Annotated in this window: 16 protein-coding genes; 9 read left to right on the top strand and 7 right to left on the bottom strand. The window is 36.6% G+C overall.

The window, feature by feature from the left end:
• Positions 1 to 92: 92 nt before the first annotated feature.
• A complete protein-coding gene (locus tag BG04_RS14065; protein WP_034654582.1) occupies positions 93 to 536 on the bottom strand; it encodes a YfmQ family protein in 444 nt (147 codons plus the stop codon).
• A gap of 194 nt (positions 537 to 730) precedes the next feature.
• Between BG04_RS14065 and BG04_RS30300 the strand changes: the two genes are divergently transcribed.
• On the top strand, positions 731 to 868 hold the full coding sequence (locus BG04_RS30300) for a lmo0937 family membrane protein (protein WP_013055244.1): 138 nt from the start codon (positions 731 to 733) through the stop codon (positions 866 to 868).
• Positions 869 to 900: 32 nt separating this feature from the next.
• Here the strand turns inward: BG04_RS30300 and BG04_RS14070 are convergent, their stop codons facing one another.
• Complete coding sequence (locus tag BG04_RS14070; protein WP_034654579.1) at positions 901 to 1,671, bottom strand: TatD family hydrolase; 771 nt, start codon at positions 1,669 to 1,671, stop codon at positions 901 to 903.
• Positions 1,672 to 2,014: 343 nt separating this feature from the next.
• On the opposite strand from BG04_RS14070, the gene BG04_RS14075 reads away from it, so the two are divergent.
• Positions 2,015 to 2,410, top strand: a complete 396-nt coding sequence (locus tag BG04_RS14075) for an SET domain-containing protein (RefSeq protein WP_016762930.1) — start codon at positions 2,015 to 2,017, stop codon at positions 2,408 to 2,410.
• 35 nt (positions 2,411 to 2,445) lie between these two features.
• Here the strand turns inward: BG04_RS14075 and BG04_RS14080 are convergent, their stop codons facing one another.
• Positions 2,446 to 3,588 carry an AI-2E family transporter gene (locus BG04_RS14080; RefSeq protein ID WP_013081622.1) on the bottom strand — a complete coding sequence of 381 codons (1,143 nt, stop codon included), beginning with the start codon at positions 3,586 to 3,588 and terminating at the stop codon, positions 2,446 to 2,448.
• Positions 3,589 to 3,715: 127 nt separating this feature from the next.
• Here BG04_RS14080 and BG04_RS14085 point away from each other — a divergent pair, with 127 nt between their 5' ends.
• Entirely contained in the window at positions 3,716 to 3,985 is a 270-nt protein-coding gene (locus tag BG04_RS14085; protein WP_014461729.1) for a hypothetical protein, read from the top strand.
• A 248-nt stretch (positions 3,986 to 4,233) separates the two neighbouring features.
• Here the strand turns inward: BG04_RS14085 and BG04_RS14090 are convergent, their stop codons facing one another.
• Positions 4,234 to 4,764 carry an IseA DL-endopeptidase inhibitor family protein gene (locus tag BG04_RS14090; protein WP_034654577.1) on the bottom strand — a complete coding sequence of 177 codons (531 nt, stop codon included), beginning with the start codon at positions 4,762 to 4,764 and terminating at the stop codon, positions 4,234 to 4,236.
• A gap of 424 nt (positions 4,765 to 5,188) precedes the next feature.
• Here BG04_RS14090 and BG04_RS14095 point away from each other — a divergent pair, with 424 nt between their 5' ends.
• Positions 5,189 to 6,181, top strand: a complete 993-nt coding sequence (locus BG04_RS14095) for a zinc-binding dehydrogenase (RefSeq protein ID WP_034654575.1) — start codon at positions 5,189 to 5,191, stop codon at positions 6,179 to 6,181.
• A gap of 96 nt (positions 6,182 to 6,277) precedes the next feature.
• Here the strand turns inward: BG04_RS14095 and BG04_RS14100 are convergent, their stop codons facing one another.
• Together BG04_RS14100 and BG04_RS14105 are read right to left on the bottom strand one after the other, a co-directional pair.
• A complete protein-coding gene (locus BG04_RS14100; protein ID WP_034654572.1) occupies positions 6,278 to 7,858 on the bottom strand; it encodes a lactate permease LctP family transporter in 1,581 nt (526 codons plus the stop codon).
• Between the two features lie 62 nt (positions 7,859 to 7,920).
• Complete coding sequence (locus BG04_RS14105) at positions 7,921 to 8,877, bottom strand: L-lactate dehydrogenase (RefSeq protein WP_013081626.1); 957 nt, start codon at positions 8,875 to 8,877, stop codon at positions 7,921 to 7,923.
• Between the two features lie 332 nt (positions 8,878 to 9,209).
• On the opposite strand from BG04_RS14105, the gene BG04_RS14110 reads away from it, so the two are divergent.
• On the top strand, positions 9,210 to 10,085 hold the full coding sequence (locus tag BG04_RS14110) for a cation diffusion facilitator family transporter (protein WP_034654569.1): 876 nt from the start codon (positions 9,210 to 9,212) through the stop codon (positions 10,083 to 10,085).
• 140 nt (positions 10,086 to 10,225) lie between these two features.
• The gene (locus tag BG04_RS14115; RefSeq protein ID WP_034654566.1) at positions 10,226 to 12,244 is read left to right on the top strand and encodes a methyl-accepting chemotaxis protein; all 2,019 of its coding nucleotides are present in this window, start codon (positions 10,226 to 10,228) and stop codon (positions 12,242 to 12,244) included.
• Between the two features lie 202 nt (positions 12,245 to 12,446).
• On the opposite strand, the gene BG04_RS14120 is transcribed toward BG04_RS14115, so the two are convergent.
• Positions 12,447 to 13,358, bottom strand: a complete 912-nt coding sequence (locus BG04_RS14120; protein WP_034654563.1) for an RluA family pseudouridine synthase — start codon at positions 13,356 to 13,358, stop codon at positions 12,447 to 12,449.
• A gap of 155 nt (positions 13,359 to 13,513) precedes the next feature.
• Between BG04_RS14120 and BG04_RS14125 the strand changes: the two genes are divergently transcribed.
• The 3 genes from BG04_RS14125 (at position 13,514) to BG04_RS14135 (ending at position 16,062) form a co-directional block, all read left to right on the top strand.
• Positions 13,514 to 13,906: a YhcU family protein gene (locus BG04_RS14125; RefSeq protein WP_013081630.1), complete on the top strand. Its 393-nt coding sequence runs from the start codon at positions 13,514 to 13,516 to the stop codon at positions 13,904 to 13,906.
• Positions 13,907 to 14,308: 402 nt separating this feature from the next.
• Complete coding sequence (locus BG04_RS14130; RefSeq protein WP_034654560.1) at positions 14,309 to 15,103, top strand: SurA N-terminal domain-containing protein; 795 nt, start codon at positions 14,309 to 14,311, stop codon at positions 15,101 to 15,103.
• Positions 15,104 to 15,291: 188 nt separating this feature from the next.
• Positions 15,292 to 16,062 (top strand): L,D-transpeptidase, encoded by a 771-nt coding sequence (locus BG04_RS14135; protein WP_034654557.1) that lies wholly within the window; start codon positions 15,292 to 15,294, stop codon positions 16,060 to 16,062.
• Positions 16,063 to 16,335 lie beyond the last annotated feature (273 nt).

Raw genomic sequence — 16,335 nt, forward strand, 5'->3', positions numbered from 1 at the left:
ATTATAGCACTAGATTTAATGTTAAAGTTTGGTATTTTTAAATAAGATAGCTTCAAACTAAAACTAAAAAAGCCGCCTTATAGGCGACTGGTTTAAGCTAGGTCAGCTGTTATGGACTGCTTTTGAAGGTGATCAGACAGCAGGCTGTAAGCAATAATTTTGTTTTTATACTGTTTTACGACATCGACATGATCATCATAACTGTATACGCATAATCGAACATCTTTTTTTCCTTTTTTCGTATCGATAACCAGTGGAGTTTCACTGTCTTCTAGGTGCTTATAATAGTCCTTATTTCCTTCATGGACATAATATTGTTTTAAAAATGTTGCTTTATTAAAATAATCAATCATTTGCATTTTATTTTTGCCTTCTAAATGTTTCCCATCAACTGTGACAGTAACGCTTTGGTCATCAAGTGTTGGATGTAATTGAAATTTAGTCATAAGCCATTTGACCACTGGAGTTGGAAGACACGTTACTAATATTTTGAGCGCACTTACAAGAATAATGGAAAGTAGTACAATCCACGTCATAGTTAATCATCTCCGCTATAGTTTAAATGAAATAAGATTACATACTTATTTTACCACAGAGAACATGAGTACTTTTTGTACATTATGTGAACCTTCTTTAGCGAAAAGATGTATATGAAATGCGTTTATTTATGCACATTTAGGGAAATATAAAATTATAACAAATACTACATATAAAAAAAGGAGAAAAAATTATGTTGTGGACGATTATTGGACTTTTATTTATTTTTTGGTTATTAGGATTAGTTTTTCATATTGGCGGCGGCATCATTCACATTCTTCTTGTCATTGCAGTGATTGTGCTGATCGTAAAACTTGTGAAACGAATTTAGATATAAAAGGCCTTTCCTTAGGGAAAGGCCTTTTATGTGGAGAGATTATAAAAACAAGACGTATTTTGATATAAAAAATCATATGCTTCCGTTCCAGAAACTCCTTTGAGACGTGCTATTTCCTCAACGGACTGATGTATCATTGATGGAACCGTTGTCTGGTTTTGAAAAGGTCCTTCAAATGGCCACGGACCATCTGTTTCGACCATCAAGTAGTCAAGAGGGTATTCCATGGCAAGCGCTTGGATTTTAGGCTTATATACAATATCGGGTGTAACTGAAATATAGTAACCGTTGTTTTTCATTCGTTCAACGGTTTGTTTAGCTCCTTTGAACCAGTGGAAGTGAGCTTTAGACACGGAATGTTTTTCTAGTAAGTCACACACAATTTCAGCATCTTCATATACAGCATGCAGAATTAACGGCTTTCTCCACTTTTTTGAATGAATAATAAAAGCTTCAAGCAGCTCCAAATAGGGCTCTAGAGAAAGAGGGTATGTCTGCCTTAAGTAATAAGGTAGACCAACCTCACCAACAGCGATCATTTCTTCATTGTTTTGATCGATCCAAGCAAACAGCTCCGCTAATTCATTTGGAGAAGGCAGCATTTGTTCAGGGTGAAATCCGTAGGCGGGTTTCACGCAGGAATATAACTTGCTGATTTTTTGATTAAGTTGGCAAGAGTGTAATGTAGAAGATACAGAAATAAGCGCTTGTAACGAACGATCCTTCTCTATTATGTCTTTCCATCTTTTCGGTTCATATTGATCGAGGTGAATATGCGAGTCAATGATTCGTTTCATAAATACTGCTCCTCCCAGCCCATTTTGTTTAAAAATAATAGGTAAGAAAACGTATGCTTCTGTTAGACCTCCACTTTATTTCTTATTTGTTTTTTGTTCCCCCATTTAGTAATAGATGAAAACGTATAAATAACAAGAGCTAACCAAATCATTGCGACTCCATGTCTAAAATAAAACCACATCGCATGTTCCTACTAAGGTAAGTGCTTACACAAGCGCGCATGATATGCGTTCCTTCAGTTTATATTCAAGTGGTTATGAAAAACAGTTGATTTCCCCATTAGAAACTGTCAAGCTTAGGGAAGAAGAAAATCTTAGAGGAAAGAATATATAGGTGACGAATATGATCGAAATAAAAAAGTCTACGATAAGCGACGGAGAATTTAATAGAGGTGTATTTGCTAAGCAAGATATTAAAAAAGGAACGCTTATTCACGAAGCTCCCGTAATCGCTTATCCTAATAAAGAGCATGATTTTATTGAGAAAACAACACTAGCGGATTATGCTTTTGAATATGGAGTGAATCATACGGCTATTCTTTTGGGATACGGTATGCTGTTTAATCACTCGTATACACCAAATGCTACGTATGAAATTAATTTTGACAATCATACCTTTGATTTTTATGCATATACGGATATCCAAGCAGGGGAAGAAATTCTCATCAACTATAATGGAGATGAAGATGATCAAGAGCTCCTTTGGTTTGATCGTGAAGACGAAGAAGAACAAAAGTAAAAAGTTAAGCCCATTGAAAATCGATGGGCTTTTTATTATGCTTTTTTATCTGGATACATAGTAGAATTCAAACGGATGAATTGATAAATATGCGTAATAATAACTTTTAAAACGGCATATCCAGGAACGGCTAAAATAATACCGATGATTCCGAATAAGTTTCCGGCGGTTAGAATGACAAAAATGACCGTAATCGGGTGAATGTCTAGGCTTCTTCCCATAATTTGCGGAGATATTACTTTACCTTCAAGCAATTGAACAACTGCCCAGACAATGGCTAGTTTTACAAGCATGAAAGGAGACGTAATAAATGCAATAATAATGGCTGGAATAATGGCGATAATAGGACCAAGGTATGGGACAACATTGGTTACCATGGCGATAATCGCTAGAAGTAATGCATAATCTAACCCAATAATCAGATAGCCAATGAAAAGCAGTACACCTATACAAATCGCAACAAAAATTTGCCCGCGAATATATGCGCTTAATGCGTGGTTCATGTCGGCTAAAATGAATTTAGCTTCAGAACGAGAGCGGTTTGGAAGCAGTTTTACAATGTAATTAGGCAAGTTTTTCCCATCTTTTAATAAGTAGAAAAGAATAAAGGGTAAAACGGCAACCGATAATATAATTTCTGTAATGGTGCCGACAAAGTTCACAATACCGCTTGAAAATCCAGAAACATATTTACTCAAGTGTTTTGATGCATCTTTTGAAATCTTATCTAGGTCCGTGTTAGCCGACTGAAGACCCTGTTCGACATATCGGTTATTCGAAAGATTAGTCACCGCATGCTGAACGTCATGCGTCAGCTCTGGGATATTATCAATAAGACGGTCAACTTGATTTTTTAGAGGCGGGATAACCGATGAAATAATAATGGCTAATGCGCCGATAATCACTATATATAAAACAAGAATGGAAATAATTCGTTTTACACCTTTTCGTTCTAAAAAGTCAACAAGCGGATTAAATAAATAAAAGCAAATTCCTGCTAGGATAATTGGCAATGCGATTGTTTTAATAAAAATAGAGATAGGAATTAAAATAAATCCGATTTTTGATAACGAAAAAATAGTCATGCTGAGAATAAAAATAATAATTGTATATACAACAAATTTATTATTTAAGATTTTTTCTCGGAAAAAAGTTCCTTTCTGAGGTCTAGGTTCCAAGCTGTTCAACTCCTTTTAAAAATAAATGTATAGTTATCATACCCTGATTTAGACTAATTTAAGAGGGTTTTTTACAAAGAAGTGTGCATACTAGTAGAAAATCTTCTAGAAAGAAGGGGTGAAATCATTGAAAGAAGACAAACAACCATCGTATGATGATTTCTCTACAGTAGAAAAAAGCCATGAGTATATAACCGCTGAAGAATTTCCAGACGGGCCTTTCGGCTCTCCTGTTAATCAAAAACTGGGGAAATCTACTTCATGGGAAGAAGGGCAGCGAACGTATAGCGCATTTAATTATGAAAACAAAAATCTTCATGAAAAAGCGCAGAGATTATTTCCAGGCGCTCATCCTGTACATGATAACCCAGAGGAACATGAACAAAATCCAAGTTAATGTCTTTATTATGCTCTGAATATATTGCCCTATCTTTTTGCTGAATTATGTTGACAATAAGCAATTTAGCCTGTAATATAAAACGTAACTTATCACTGTTTCTACAGGATTCGACAAAATCTGATTTACTTAAACTTGTGATCTCAACTTCTATTTACAGCTATTAGAGCGCTGTAAGTAGAAGTTTTATTTATGTTATCGATCAAAAAGAAAAAAGCAGGTCTGCTCAAGCAGGCCTGCTTTTTTTATTATTGAACAGCGTCAAATTTATTTACTTTCCACTGAGAATTAGATTTATAGAATGTGACAGTTCGTTTTACGCTGCCGCCATCTACAGTTGGAACTGTGAATTCATAAGAGCGAACTGTTGCTGTTTGATACACAAGCTTTGTTTTTGCTTTTGACCACTCTAACATGCTGAATCCGTCGCCGATTGGGTGTGCAAGTTTGCCGTTATATGTGATATAGCCGTAATTTGTTAATCCTTTTTCTACTGCACTATTTGTAAATGTCTCAGATAAGTAGCTAGATAGCTCAGCTTTTGTATCAAATTCAGGGCAAAGATACACGTACTCAGTTCCTTTATATTCAAATGTACGTTCTGTACATTGTTTGTTTTTATAACCGTGCAGAGCACTCCAGAAATGATTGCTGGCACTAGCTGCAATTTTGACAGCATTTGCATCCGTTAATGTTGTAGATGTTGTTTGTGCTGTAACTCCAGTGCTTAGTGTAAAGAAAATAGCGATTGATGATAAAACTAGTCCAATTTTTTTCATTTCTAACTCACTCCTAATTAATTAACCTTATTTATGTAACAATTATGTGTTTTATATTTCTTTTGTTACATTTATATTACAATAAATCTGTAACAAAAGAAAGTGTTTTGGCTTTTTTTCTTAATTTTTTTTAGTTTTTTACTAGTTTCTAAACTAGGTATAGTAAGAGAATTACCAGTTAAAGGTTGATTTATTAACATTTTCAGGCGTTTCTTTCTACTTTTTAATCTTTTTATTACAAAAATATTGTTTGTAACGAAAATGTAATAAAAGAAGCTTAATACCTTTACGATACAGAAAAATAAAGATAAAACGGTGAAAAAGTGAATGTGAAAACTGTTTTTTCCTTTTTTTAGGCATATTTCTTTTGCCATTTACAGCTTTTTAGTAGGGTAGATTAAGTAGATTAAGAGGAGGCGAAAGGATGAAAGGCATTATACATAGTGAAAAAAGTGGAATAGCAGGCATGAAGTACAGAGACCTTCAGGAGATGCACCCTCAAAGGGGAGAAATAAAAATAAGGTTAAAAACAGCAGGTTTAAACCGGAGAGACTTGTTCGTTATGAAAAATCGAGGTAAAGGAGATAAGCCGATTATTCCCGGTTCAGACGGTGCAGGCATTATAGAGGAATTGGGAGAAGGCATAAAAGGTTTAAAAAAAGGAATGGAAGTAATTGTTAATCCGAGTCTAGAGTGGGATTGTGTAGAACACGTTCCACTTACACCTAAAATTTTAGGCGGTCCATCACATGGAACATTTGCAGAGTATGTAATCATACAAGCAAATAACGTTGTACAAAAGCCATCTTATCTATCTTGGAAACAGGCGGGGGTTCTTTCACTATCCGCTTTAACTGCTTATAGAGCTCTATTTACAAAAGGCCAATTAAAAAAAGGAGAGCACCTCCTTATTCCCGGTATAGGAAGCGGAGTCGCGACCTATGGATTGTTATTCGCAAAAGCTATCGGAGCTAACGTAACAGTCACTTCTAGAAGTGGTGAAAAAAGAAAGCAAGCTCTAAAGCATGGAGCGAATTATGCATTAGATAGCGGAAGCAACTTAAAAGAAGAAACCAACAATAGAAAAGTAGATATCATACTTGATAGTGTGGGGGCAGCTTTATTTCCTACTTATTTTGAAATATTAAAGCCAAATGGAAGAATTGTTAATTTTGGCGCAAGTTCTGGAAATGAAGTTGAATTACCTCTAAGAACCATTTTTTATCCTCAATTCAACATACTTGGTACGTCTATGGGAAGTCAGGAAGAATTCGTGGACATGATGGATTTTATAGAGAAACATCAAATTAAACCAATCGTCGATCGATTCTATCCGCTGTCAGAGGCAGTTGCAGCTTGCGAACGATTAGATAAAGGAAAACAATTCGGCAATATAGGTTTACTTATTTCAGAATAAAAAAACCCCCAGTGCTAACTGGGGACTTTTTTATATAATCAAACGTTTGTTTAAATGAAAGAAACACGGTAATAACAGTTTTTTAGCGCTTTTTTATCATAACCACCACGCCAATAAAAAGGTAACAAATCCTCCTATTATCAAAAATCCCATGCTGTATTTGAGCGTGTATTTAAACAGTTCACCTTCTTTTCCAGCCAGTCCCACTGCTCCGGCAGCGACAGCAATTGATTGAGGAGAAAGCATTTTAGCCATCACGCCGCCGGCAGTATTGGCCGCTACGAGAATAACCGGCAAGACATTAATTTGCTGAGCTGTAGTTAGCTGCAAGTTGCCGAACAGCGCATTATTTGATACGACAGACCCCGTTAGAAATACGCCGATCCAGCCAAGAAATGGGGATAAAAATGGAAAATAAGCAGCTGATGTAGCGAGCGCCAATCCAAGTGTAGAAGACTGTCCTGAGTAATTTGAAATAAAAGCAAAAGCAATGACCATCATAATAGTAATAATAGGCCTTGATAATTCTTTTACGGTTTCTAAAAGAGTGGTCCATGCCACTTTTGGCGATATGTTAAGCAAGAAAACTGAAAGGATACAAGCAATAAGAATTGCTGTACCTGTTGCTGCAAATACGTCTATTTTTAAGATAGCAGCGTAAGGCGTAGGATCTTTTACTAAAGGCGCTGCTTTAATTACGTGATTGTGTAAAAATGGGACGTTAATAAGCAGGTTCATATGTTCAAGCATTGTTTTGACAAAAGAAATGCTCCAAGCCGTAACGAGTATCGTTAATAGAATAAAAGGAGACCAAGCCTTTAAAATCTGTTTTGGTGACAGGCTGAAGCTTTTAGCCGCTGCCGGGCTTGTTCGTTTAATATAAAAAGCAAGAGCAAGTAAACTCACAATAGAAGATGTGATATTTGGAAGTTCAGGGCCGATGTATGTAACAGTTAAATACTGTGTCAGTGCATAGGAAACGGCTGTGATGCTCGTTGCTTTCCATACGTCTTTTAATCCTTTTATCCCATCCATAATAAAGACAAGTAAAAAAGGGATAAGAAAAGAAATAATCGGAAGCTGCGTGCCAAGAAAATGAGCAATTTCTTTTGGATCTATGCCAGATACTTGTCCTGCGACAATAACAGGAATCCCCATGGCGCCAAACGCTCCTGAAGCTGTATTAGCAATTAAACATAGCGCCGCTGCTTTTAACGGTTTGAACCCAAGTCCAACTAGAAGCGCTGCTGTAATGGCAATTGGAGCTCCAAATCCCGCTGCCCCTTCTAAAAAAGCATTAAAGGAAAAAGCAACAAGCAGCATTTGCAAGCGGGGGTCGTCGGTTATTGAAATAATAGATTGTCTGATGGTAGTAAACTGTCCGCTTTTGACAGTTAGCTTGTATAAGAACACCGCTCCGATAATAATATAGCTGATGGGCCAAAGTGCATACAGAAACCCATAGCCTGTGGCTCCTAAGATCATTGAGGCAGGCATATCATAAAAATAAATAGCAATAATCATAGCAAGAAGCACTGTAATACCAGCAGCAATATGTCCTTTTAATTTCAAAAGAGTTAAAGCAATAAAGAAAAAGATAATGGGGATGAGTGCAATTAGTGCAGAAAGCCAAATATTATCTAACGGATTATATACCTGAGTCCACGTCATATTCATACACCTCTACTACATATTTAAAACAAGGGAGCGGGGGAGTCCCCCGCAAAAATCTTTAGATGTTACACAAAAGCTCTGTCGCGAGTTTGCTTAAGAATGCTAGCAGAGTGCTCGAGCTGCTGCTGTTCGTGAGGGGTTAAATTCAATTCAATAATTTGACGCACGCCGTTTTTATTAATGATAGCTGGTACGCCGATATACACATCAGAAATACCGTATTGTCCTTCTAATAAAGCAGATACTGTTAAAATAGAATTTTCATCATCTAAAATAGCCTTGGTAATGCGTACAAGCCCCATTGCAATTCCGTAATAAGTCGCTCCTTTTCGATTAATAATATGGTAAGCCGCATCGCGGGTTTGTTCGAATAGATGCTGCATATCGGGTTCTTTTTCAATAGCGGCAGTATTGATAAAATGTTCGAGCTTCACACCGCCAATTTGCGCGTGGCTCCAAACAGGAAATTCCGTATCTCCATGTTCCCCCATAATATAAGCGTGGACGTTGCGAGAATCTACTTCGAAATAGTCGCTTAACAAGTAGCGGAAGCGAGCTGTGTCAAGAATCGTTCCTGAACCAATTACCCGTTCGTTTGGTAATCCTGATACTTTTTGTGTAACGTGTGCGAGAATATCAACTGGATTTGTTGCCACTAAAATGATGCCGTCAAATCCGCTGTTCATAATATCTTTTACAATGCATTCAAAAATTTTAACGTTTTTTTCAACTAGATCTAAGCGTGTTTCCCCTGGAGCTTGATTAGCGCCCGCTGTAATAACTACTAAATCAGCGTCAGCACAGTCTTTATAATCTCCAGCCCAGATTTTCATCGGTGTGGCAAATGGCATTCCATGATTGATATCACGTGCTTCACCTTCTGCTTTTTCTTTGTTCATATCGATTAACACTAATTCATTGGCAATACCTTGATTCACCATTGAAAAAGCGTAGCTTGAGCCCACAAAACCAGTTCCGATAACGGCAACTTTTCGTGTTTTTGGTGTAAATTGTGTTTTCATTTGTATCATCCTTTGAATTTTATTTTGTGATGTTTTTCACAATGTTAGTGTAACAAGAATAAATTGCTTCAGCTGTGATAAAAATCACACCCTTTAAAAAATAGTAAACAATTTTACAGGGCGATTTAAAAAAATGTCCTTCTACATGAAGTGCCACATTTAGAAAGATCTTAAACGTTTAAAGTGTTGAGTAAAGGCAACTTGTTTTGCAGAAAGCTAAAGAGTTTAACATTCTCTATTTGTATGTTAGCAGCCAATAATGTTTCTATAGACCCACACGAAATCCATTTGTTACACTAAGTTTGCTTATTTTGAATAAAGGAGTGGAAGGGATGGAGAACTACTATGAGCAAGCCCAAAAAGGCGCTTGGGTTAGTATCTTATCATATATCTTTTTATCGACATGTAAACTTATCATTGCGGGTGTCACCGCTTCCTCTGCATTAAAAGCCGACGGTCTTAATAATGTTACAGATATTATTGCATCAATTGCCGTCTTAGTCGGCTTAAAAATCTCTAAAAAACCTCGCGATAATGATCATCCCTATGGACATTCCAGAGCGGAACATATCTCTTCACTTATTGCTTCTTTTATCATGATGGTAATCGGACTAGAAGTATTGGTCGATGCGGGTCAGTCATTATTTATGGACAAATCTGAAGCGCCTAATTTACTGGCTGCTTGGGTAGGTCTTGGAGCGGCTGCTGTTATGGGTGGTGTCTACCGATATAATATTAAGCTTGCTAAAAAACTTGATAGCCAGTCTTTATATGCGGTTGCTAAAGATAATTTGTCTGATGCACTTGTGAGTATAGGGGCTGTCGTGGGAATTTTCGGCTCACAATTCGGCCTGCCCTGGCTGGACGTGGTAGCTGCTTTTGCTGTGGGAATTATTATTTGTAAAACAGCCATTGAGATTTTTAAAGAAGCGGCTCATTCTTTAACGGACGGATTTGATGAAGAAAAGTTAGGGCACTACAAAGAAAGCATCGAGCTTGTAGAAGGTGTAAAAGAAGTAGAAGATGTGAAAGCGCGCAAGCTTGGTAATCAAGTCGTGATTGATGTAACTGTTAAAGTAGATCCCCATTTAAATGTTATCAAAAGCCATGAAATTGCTGATCAAATTGAACATATAATGAACGATGAGCATCAAATTAAAGATACGCTTGTTCATATTGAACCTGATGCATACGAAAAACAAAAATAAGACCAGCACGTTCTTTCGTTATGAAAGGATGCGCTGGTTTTATTTTGCGGGAATTTGAAATAAATCACAAAAACTTCTTCAAAAATGAAAATGAAAAGCCGTTATTAGTAATATAAAGATTTTTGTAGAAGGGTGAGGGAATGAAGAGGTTAAGTGCAAAGCTCGTAGTATTTTTTAGTATTTTTATAGCTATTTTATTATTAGTTGTTTCAGGGGCTGTTTATCAATTTACCAAAACGCAAATAGAAAAAGATGTAGAAATTCAGTCTCAAAGTCAAGTGAAAGAGTTAAAAGAAACCATTCATACGTACTTAGACATGTATAGTCGTTCTTTGCTAACGTATAGTGAAAACGATGTAATTGTTAATTTTGTTAAGCAGGAAGGAGATCAAACAAACCAAGAGAAAAATCCGTATTTTACATGGAACACAGTTCAAAAAGAGTTTACGCAGTTTAAAGAAAAGTATCCAAACCTAGCACTTGAATACATAGGCACTAAAAATAAAGGAATGTATTCTGTTCCTAAACAAGAGTTTGGTTCAAACTATGATCCGACTTCAAGGGTATGGTACAAACAAGCAGTAGAATCACCTAATGAGGTTATTTATACGGATCCATATGAAGATGCAGCAACAAAAAAGACGGTCGTGACAATTGCAAAGGCTATTTTAGATCCAGATACTAAAAATGTGCTGGGCGTTATAGCTACTGATTTAGACTTAGATGCATTAAAAAACATTGTAGGTAAAGCAGAAGTAAATCACGGTGGGTATGCATTTTTATTTGATCAAAATGGCACAGCGCTCGTTCATCCAACAGAAGCTGGGAAAAATTTGATGAATCAGCCATTTATGAAAAAAATGTACGAAGCAGACCGGAATAGAGATTTCATGAAGTATACCTTTCAAGGTGAAGAGAGAGTGATGGCATATGATACTCTCGAAGGGACGAATTGGAAGATAGGAAATGCCTTTATTTATAATGAAATGCTCTCAAGCGCTCATCATTTACTGACTGTTATTGTCTGGATTGCGTTAATTGGCATCTTATTATCAGTGGTGTTAACCATCTTTTTCTCAAGAATTATTACTAATCCGATTCGCCGCTTGAAAAATGAAGTAGCCAAAGTAACAGCTGGCGATTTAACGGTTCAGGTGAAGACGAAGTCAAAAGATGAAATTGGTGAGCTTACTCATTTATTTAATGATATGGTAGCCAAAATGAAAACATTGATTGGCACGGTTCAGACATCTGTTGAGACAGTAAAAACGTCTGTTGAAGACTTGAGTGCCGTATCTGAAGAAGCAACTGCATCCAGTGAAGAAATCGGCCGGGCTATCCATGAGATTGCCAGCGGTGCCACGCAGCAAGCTTCTGACGCTGACTCTACTAATCATAAAACGATGAGTTTATCTTCGCAAATTGAAGAAGTCATTGAACAAAATGCACAGATTAATAAAATGACGATTGAAGCTGTAAGCATCAATGAAAAAGGTTTAAAACAGATGCAGCTCCTTCGCAGCCAAACCACTGAATCGTCTCAAACGATTCACGCTGTTCAAGCTGTAATGGAAGAGTTAACAAATAAGATGAAAAAAATTGAATCTATTATTTTCACGATTAATAGTATTTCAGATCAGACAAATTTACTTGCATTAAATGCTAGTATTGAAGCAGCTCGTGCAGGAGAACATGGCAAAGGATTTGCGGTAGTAGCTGAAGAAGTGCGAAAACTTGCTGAACAGTCCTCTCAGGCCACTGAACAAGTTCGTCATACGATTGCAGTGATTCAAGGTGAAGTCGCTGCTGCGCGTGAAGAATGCAACCGTACAGAAGAGCTTTCAAAGTCTCAAGACTTTGTGGTAGGAGATACAGAACGAGCTTTTCATGAAATTGCAACTACGATTGAACAAGTGGCGGCGGCTGTCGAACATGTGACAAGCAGCATGGACAGTATCGATGAGCATAAGGAAGACGTGGTAGCGGCAATTCAAAGCATAGCAGCCATTGCACAGCAATCAGCAGCAGGAACTGAAGAGATTACCGCTTCCACAGAAGAACAAATTAGAGCTATTTCTACTGTTTCTCAATCAGCGGAACATCTGCAAGAGATTAGTGAAGAATTGGCGAACTTGATTCGTCAATTTAAAATTCAATAGAAAAAAAGAGGCTAGGACAAAAGTATTTTAGTTAAAGGAAAATCCGAACGATGAATTGAGATTCTTGATAAAGAATTCAACTCGTTCGGATTTTTTTATTGATATGGTGAACGCAGGTTTCATGTAGGTATCTCAAGCGGTTCAGCGCACTTCTTCTATTTGTTTGCCCTTAGCTGGTTGTGTCTTAACCTCTCTTTTATGTTTAATAAGAAAACAACTTGCTGTAAGGCGAAAAGACTTGCTGAGTTAGAGGTGCAACAGCTGATACGCGCTGACGTGTAAACGGGTGTATAAAAGAAAGCTTAGTGGCATGTAAAGCTTGCTGCTGTTCTTTTAATCTCTTTCCTCCATAAAGAGTATCACCAAGTAATGGATAGCCGATGTGACTCATATGAACACGAATTTGGTGAGTGCGTCCGGTTTCGAGCGAAAGTTCAATAAGCGTTTCGTTTTTCGCCGTATTGCGTTTTAACACCCGATAACGTGTTTTGGCAGCTTGTCCCGTTCTAGATACTCTTCTTCTTGTAGCGTGATGACGATCGCGTCCAATGGGTTCATTGATGATTCCGTCCTCTTTTTTTATGATTCCTTGGACGATGGCAATATAAGTCCGATTAATTTTACGTTCAGCCAGCAGCTGATCAAACACAGAGCTTGCTACAAAATGCTTCGTGAATAAGATAGCACCTGATGTATCGCTGTCCAAACGGTGAACGTGTCTAGGCTTTGTTTTGAGGCCTATTTTTTGAAAATAAGCAGCTACAGCATTTAAAAGAGTTTTTTGGTCTTGTTCTGATGAAGGGTGAGTATCTAGGTTGATTGGTTTGTTTACGATTAGTACGTGCTCATCTTCAAACAAAATCTCTATATCAACATTGTAAGGTGTTATTTCATTAGGCTCTGCTTCAAAAAAAGGAAGTGACATTTTATCATGTTCCTTAAGAGTGTTTCTCCATGGTAAAGGCTCGCCGTTTATAAGCACATTTTTCTTCATCCGAAACTGATGCAGCGTTTTTTTAGGAATACGCCATTTCGTTTTTAAATAATCTTCAATTGTTTGCCCTGCATCATTTTTTGCGATTTTATCTTCTAGCCATTGGCCGTGTATACTCATATTTAATCCCTTCCTTACATACTAGTAAATATCCTTTAATCTTTTAAAAGAACTTGTAAATAATTAGGAGGAAATAACTACCTGAAGTTCTCGTTTTATGTTTATGTTATGCTAAATAAAGAGACATAAGTTAAGAGAAAAAAGGGGGGGTAACCATGAAAATTGCCCAAGCAGCTCCGCCAGAAATGGAGAATTACATAGAAGAGTTGACTGAACAGCTTCGTTATGACTTGTTACCTCGGTATGTATCTGTAGATAAGCTTAATCCTGATGAATTATTGAACCCAGATTATTGTACAGACCATTTATATAATGGCTTACTCGATGAAGCATTGCAAGTCATTAGTAGCCTTCAGACAATAATTGCCGTGATTGAAGCGATCCAGCATCGGCCGATTGAAGAAAGCGACTGCGAGCAATTCGAAAAAAATATTGCAATTTTAAAAAAATACGGGTTCTTATTTCCTGTTTCCATTGAGTGTTTTGCAAAAGAAAACAATTTGATTACGTATTCGTATGAATCGTTTTATAATTCATACATAAATTGAAAAGAAAAAAGCATGATTATCCCATGCTTTTTTCTTTTTTTAATGAATTTTGGCTTTCAATTGGATAAAAAAAGAACTTGTGATATCGTTAAATTCGTATAAAGTTCTTAGAGAAACATGAAATCAAATACTATTGCTTTTCATATAACAAATAAATTGAAATAATACAGATGTATAACGTACTGTAAATTATGTAAATCATACTAAATAATGTTATGATTAGACAGGCCGTATAAAGAAGAGCATTTACCTTTCATAAGATTACAGAACGTTTCAATCTTATTACATATGTTTAAAATTAGCCTAAATGGTTTCTTTTTACGCCTATATCATATACAATGCCCCCTAGATGATTTTTTCGAATAGCTAATAATCGTTTGGGATTATGAAAGGAGATTAATCATGAAAAAACTGATGTATACATTGCTCATTGGGGTAATTGCTGCAGCTTTAACAGCATGCGGTTCAAACGATGATGCAAAGCAATCAAAAAGTGATGATCAGAAAACTGCACAAACTGAGAAGCAAAAAGAGGCTCAGGAAAAGCAGGAAAAGCAAGCAAAAGAAATGCAGAAGAAATTAGATAAACAAAAAGTAGATGAGAAGAAAACCGTAGCGGTTGTAAACGGTAAAAAAGTTTCTGGTGAAGAATATAATGCGGCATTATCTTCATCACAAGCCCAATATCAACAAATGGGACAAGACCCAACATCTAAAGAAGCAGCTAAACAAGTAAAGCAGCAAACAATTGACAATTTAGTAGGGCAAACGCTGCTATTGCAAGAAGCTGAAAACAAAGGCTATAAAGCAACTGATGAAGAAGTAAATAAAAAGTTAAAAGAAACGAAAAAGCAGTTCAAAACAGATAAACAGTTTAAAGCGGCTTTAAAAGATGCAGGACTAACTCAATCACAATTAAAGTCTGAGCTGGCTGACAGCATTAAATATCAGCAGTACGTAGATAAAGACATTCAAACACCAGAAGTAACAGATAAAGAAATTCAAGATTATTACGATCAATTTGCAAAACAAAGCCAAAGTCAAGCAAGCGGCGGTAAAGAACAATCTCAAATGCCAAAGCTTGAAGACGTAAAGCCACAAATTAAGCAGCAGCTTGAACAACAAAAGAAACAAGAAGCATTGGAGAAAAAAGTTGAAGAACTTAAGAAAAATGCAAAAGTTGAAGTGAAGCTTTAAATACAAATGAAACGGCCCTTTAAAGGGCCGTTTTTCGTTATGTACATTTATTGCTTCTTGTCAGTAAAAAGGGGTGCGTGAAAGATTTTATTGTATTTTGACTTATAAGATAAAAAGTGTTCTGATGGTTTGCCTTTCATCCTATACTCTTCTTATATAGATACAAGAGAAATTGGGGGAGTCGATAAATGAAAAAGGTGGCTGTTTTTTTTGTTGGGCTTGTTTTTTTACTCGCGGGGATGGGTCTGACAGGCAATGCGTCTGCGGCGTCAAATCAACTTATTATTATTAACAAATCTACTAACACCCTTGCTTTTTATGATGGAGGAAAATTAGTCAGGACGTTCAAAGTTGCGACAGGGAGGCAGATGAGTTATACACCAGAGGGTACCTTTAGCATTGTGAATAAAATTAAAAACCGGCCTTATTATAAAGACAACATTCGGGGAGGAGATCCTAGGAATCCGCTAGGTGATCGCTGGCTAGGATTAAATGCGCGCGGAACATATGGAACGACGTATGCTATTCATGGAAATAATAATCCAAGTTCTATCGGGACTTACGCAAGTTCAGGGTGCATTCGTATGTATGATGAAGAGGTACGCTGGCTGTTTGACCGCGTTCAAACCGGTACAAAAGTGGTTATTGGTCAATTTCATTCTCAAAGTTTTGATTCAATCGCTGTTAAAAACAAATACAAAGTAAGCAGTGCTCCAGTGGCCCAGAATCTTTGTAAAACGAAAAAGCTCTCAAAAGGCCAAATTGGTTTTGTAACGATTCAATCACCGATGGTTTTGTTAAAAGAAGAAAAAGGAAAATGGATAAAGATTCGTACGTTAAATCGCGGGGAACGCTATAATGTATATAAAATAAATGGCATTAAAGTCTCTTTAGGGCCAGGATTTATTGAAAATTATCCCAATAAAAAACCATCCATAAAATTAGATATTTGCAAATAGAAAATGAGGCTGAAACAAAAGTATTTTAGCCTAAGTGAAAAACGAACCATTGATCAACATGTTTGATTCATGGTTCGTTTTTTTATTATGGTGAACGTAGATTTCATCCGTTTTGTTCCTTCTAGCAGTTGCACGGAAATCAACAGCGGTGTCACAAGCTATTCATACGAGCTAATGCATCCATTTGTTCGTCTTTAGATTGTATTTATTTCTTTATGTCTCAACCTCATTTTTTGAATTTTTAATAATGTTTATTATAATAAAAAATAGGGA

Origin of the sequence: Priestia megaterium NBRC 15308 = ATCC 14581 (assembly GCF_000832985.1) — a bacterium.
GTDB lineage: Bacteria > Bacillota > Bacilli > Bacillales > Bacillaceae_H > Priestia > Priestia megaterium.

Bases quoted from the DNA above. Each gene is read 5' to 3' on its own strand.
- BG04_RS14130 (WP_034654560.1), top strand. From the start codon at position 14,309: ATGAAAAAACTGATGTATACATTGCTCATTGGGGTAATTGCTGCAGCT.
- BG04_RS14125 (WP_013081630.1), top strand. From the start codon at position 13,514: ATGAAAATTGCCCAAGCAGCTCCGCCAGAAATGGAGAATTACATAGAA.
- BG04_RS14120 (WP_034654563.1), bottom strand. From the start codon at position 13,358: ATGAGTATACACGGCCAATGGCTAGAAGATAAAATCGCAAAAAATGAT.
- BG04_RS14070 (WP_034654579.1), bottom strand. From the start codon at position 1,671: ATGAAACGAATCATTGACTCGCATATTCACCTCGATCAATATGAACCG.
- BG04_RS14105 (WP_013081626.1), bottom strand. From the start codon at position 8,877: ATGAAAACACAATTTACACCAAAAACACGAAAAGTTGCCGTTATCGGA.
- BG04_RS14110 (WP_034654569.1), top strand. From the start codon at position 9,210: ATGGAGAACTACTATGAGCAAGCCCAAAAAGGCGCTTGGGTTAGTATC.
- BG04_RS14100 (WP_034654572.1), bottom strand. From the start codon at position 7,858: ATGAATATGACGTGGACTCAGGTATATAATCCGTTAGATAATATTTGG.
- BG04_RS14075 (WP_016762930.1), top strand. From the start codon at position 2,015: ATGATCGAAATAAAAAAGTCTACGATAAGCGACGGAGAATTTAATAGA.
- BG04_RS30300 (WP_013055244.1), top strand. From the start codon at position 731: ATGTTGTGGACGATTATTGGACTTTTATTTATTTTTTGGTTATTAGGA.
- BG04_RS14095 (WP_034654575.1), top strand. From the start codon at position 5,189: ATGAAAGGCATTATACATAGTGAAAAAAGTGGAATAGCAGGCATGAAG.
- BG04_RS14090 (WP_034654577.1), bottom strand. From the start codon at position 4,764: ATGAAAAAAATTGGACTAGTTTTATCATCAATCGCTATTTTCTTTACA.
- BG04_RS14115 (WP_034654566.1), top strand. From the start codon at position 10,226: ATGAAGAGGTTAAGTGCAAAGCTCGTAGTATTTTTTAGTATTTTTATA.
- BG04_RS14065 (WP_034654582.1), bottom strand. From the start codon at position 536: ATGACGTGGATTGTACTACTTTCCATTATTCTTGTAAGTGCGCTCAAA.
- BG04_RS14135 (WP_034654557.1), top strand. From the start codon at position 15,292: ATGAAAAAGGTGGCTGTTTTTTTTGTTGGGCTTGTTTTTTTACTCGCG.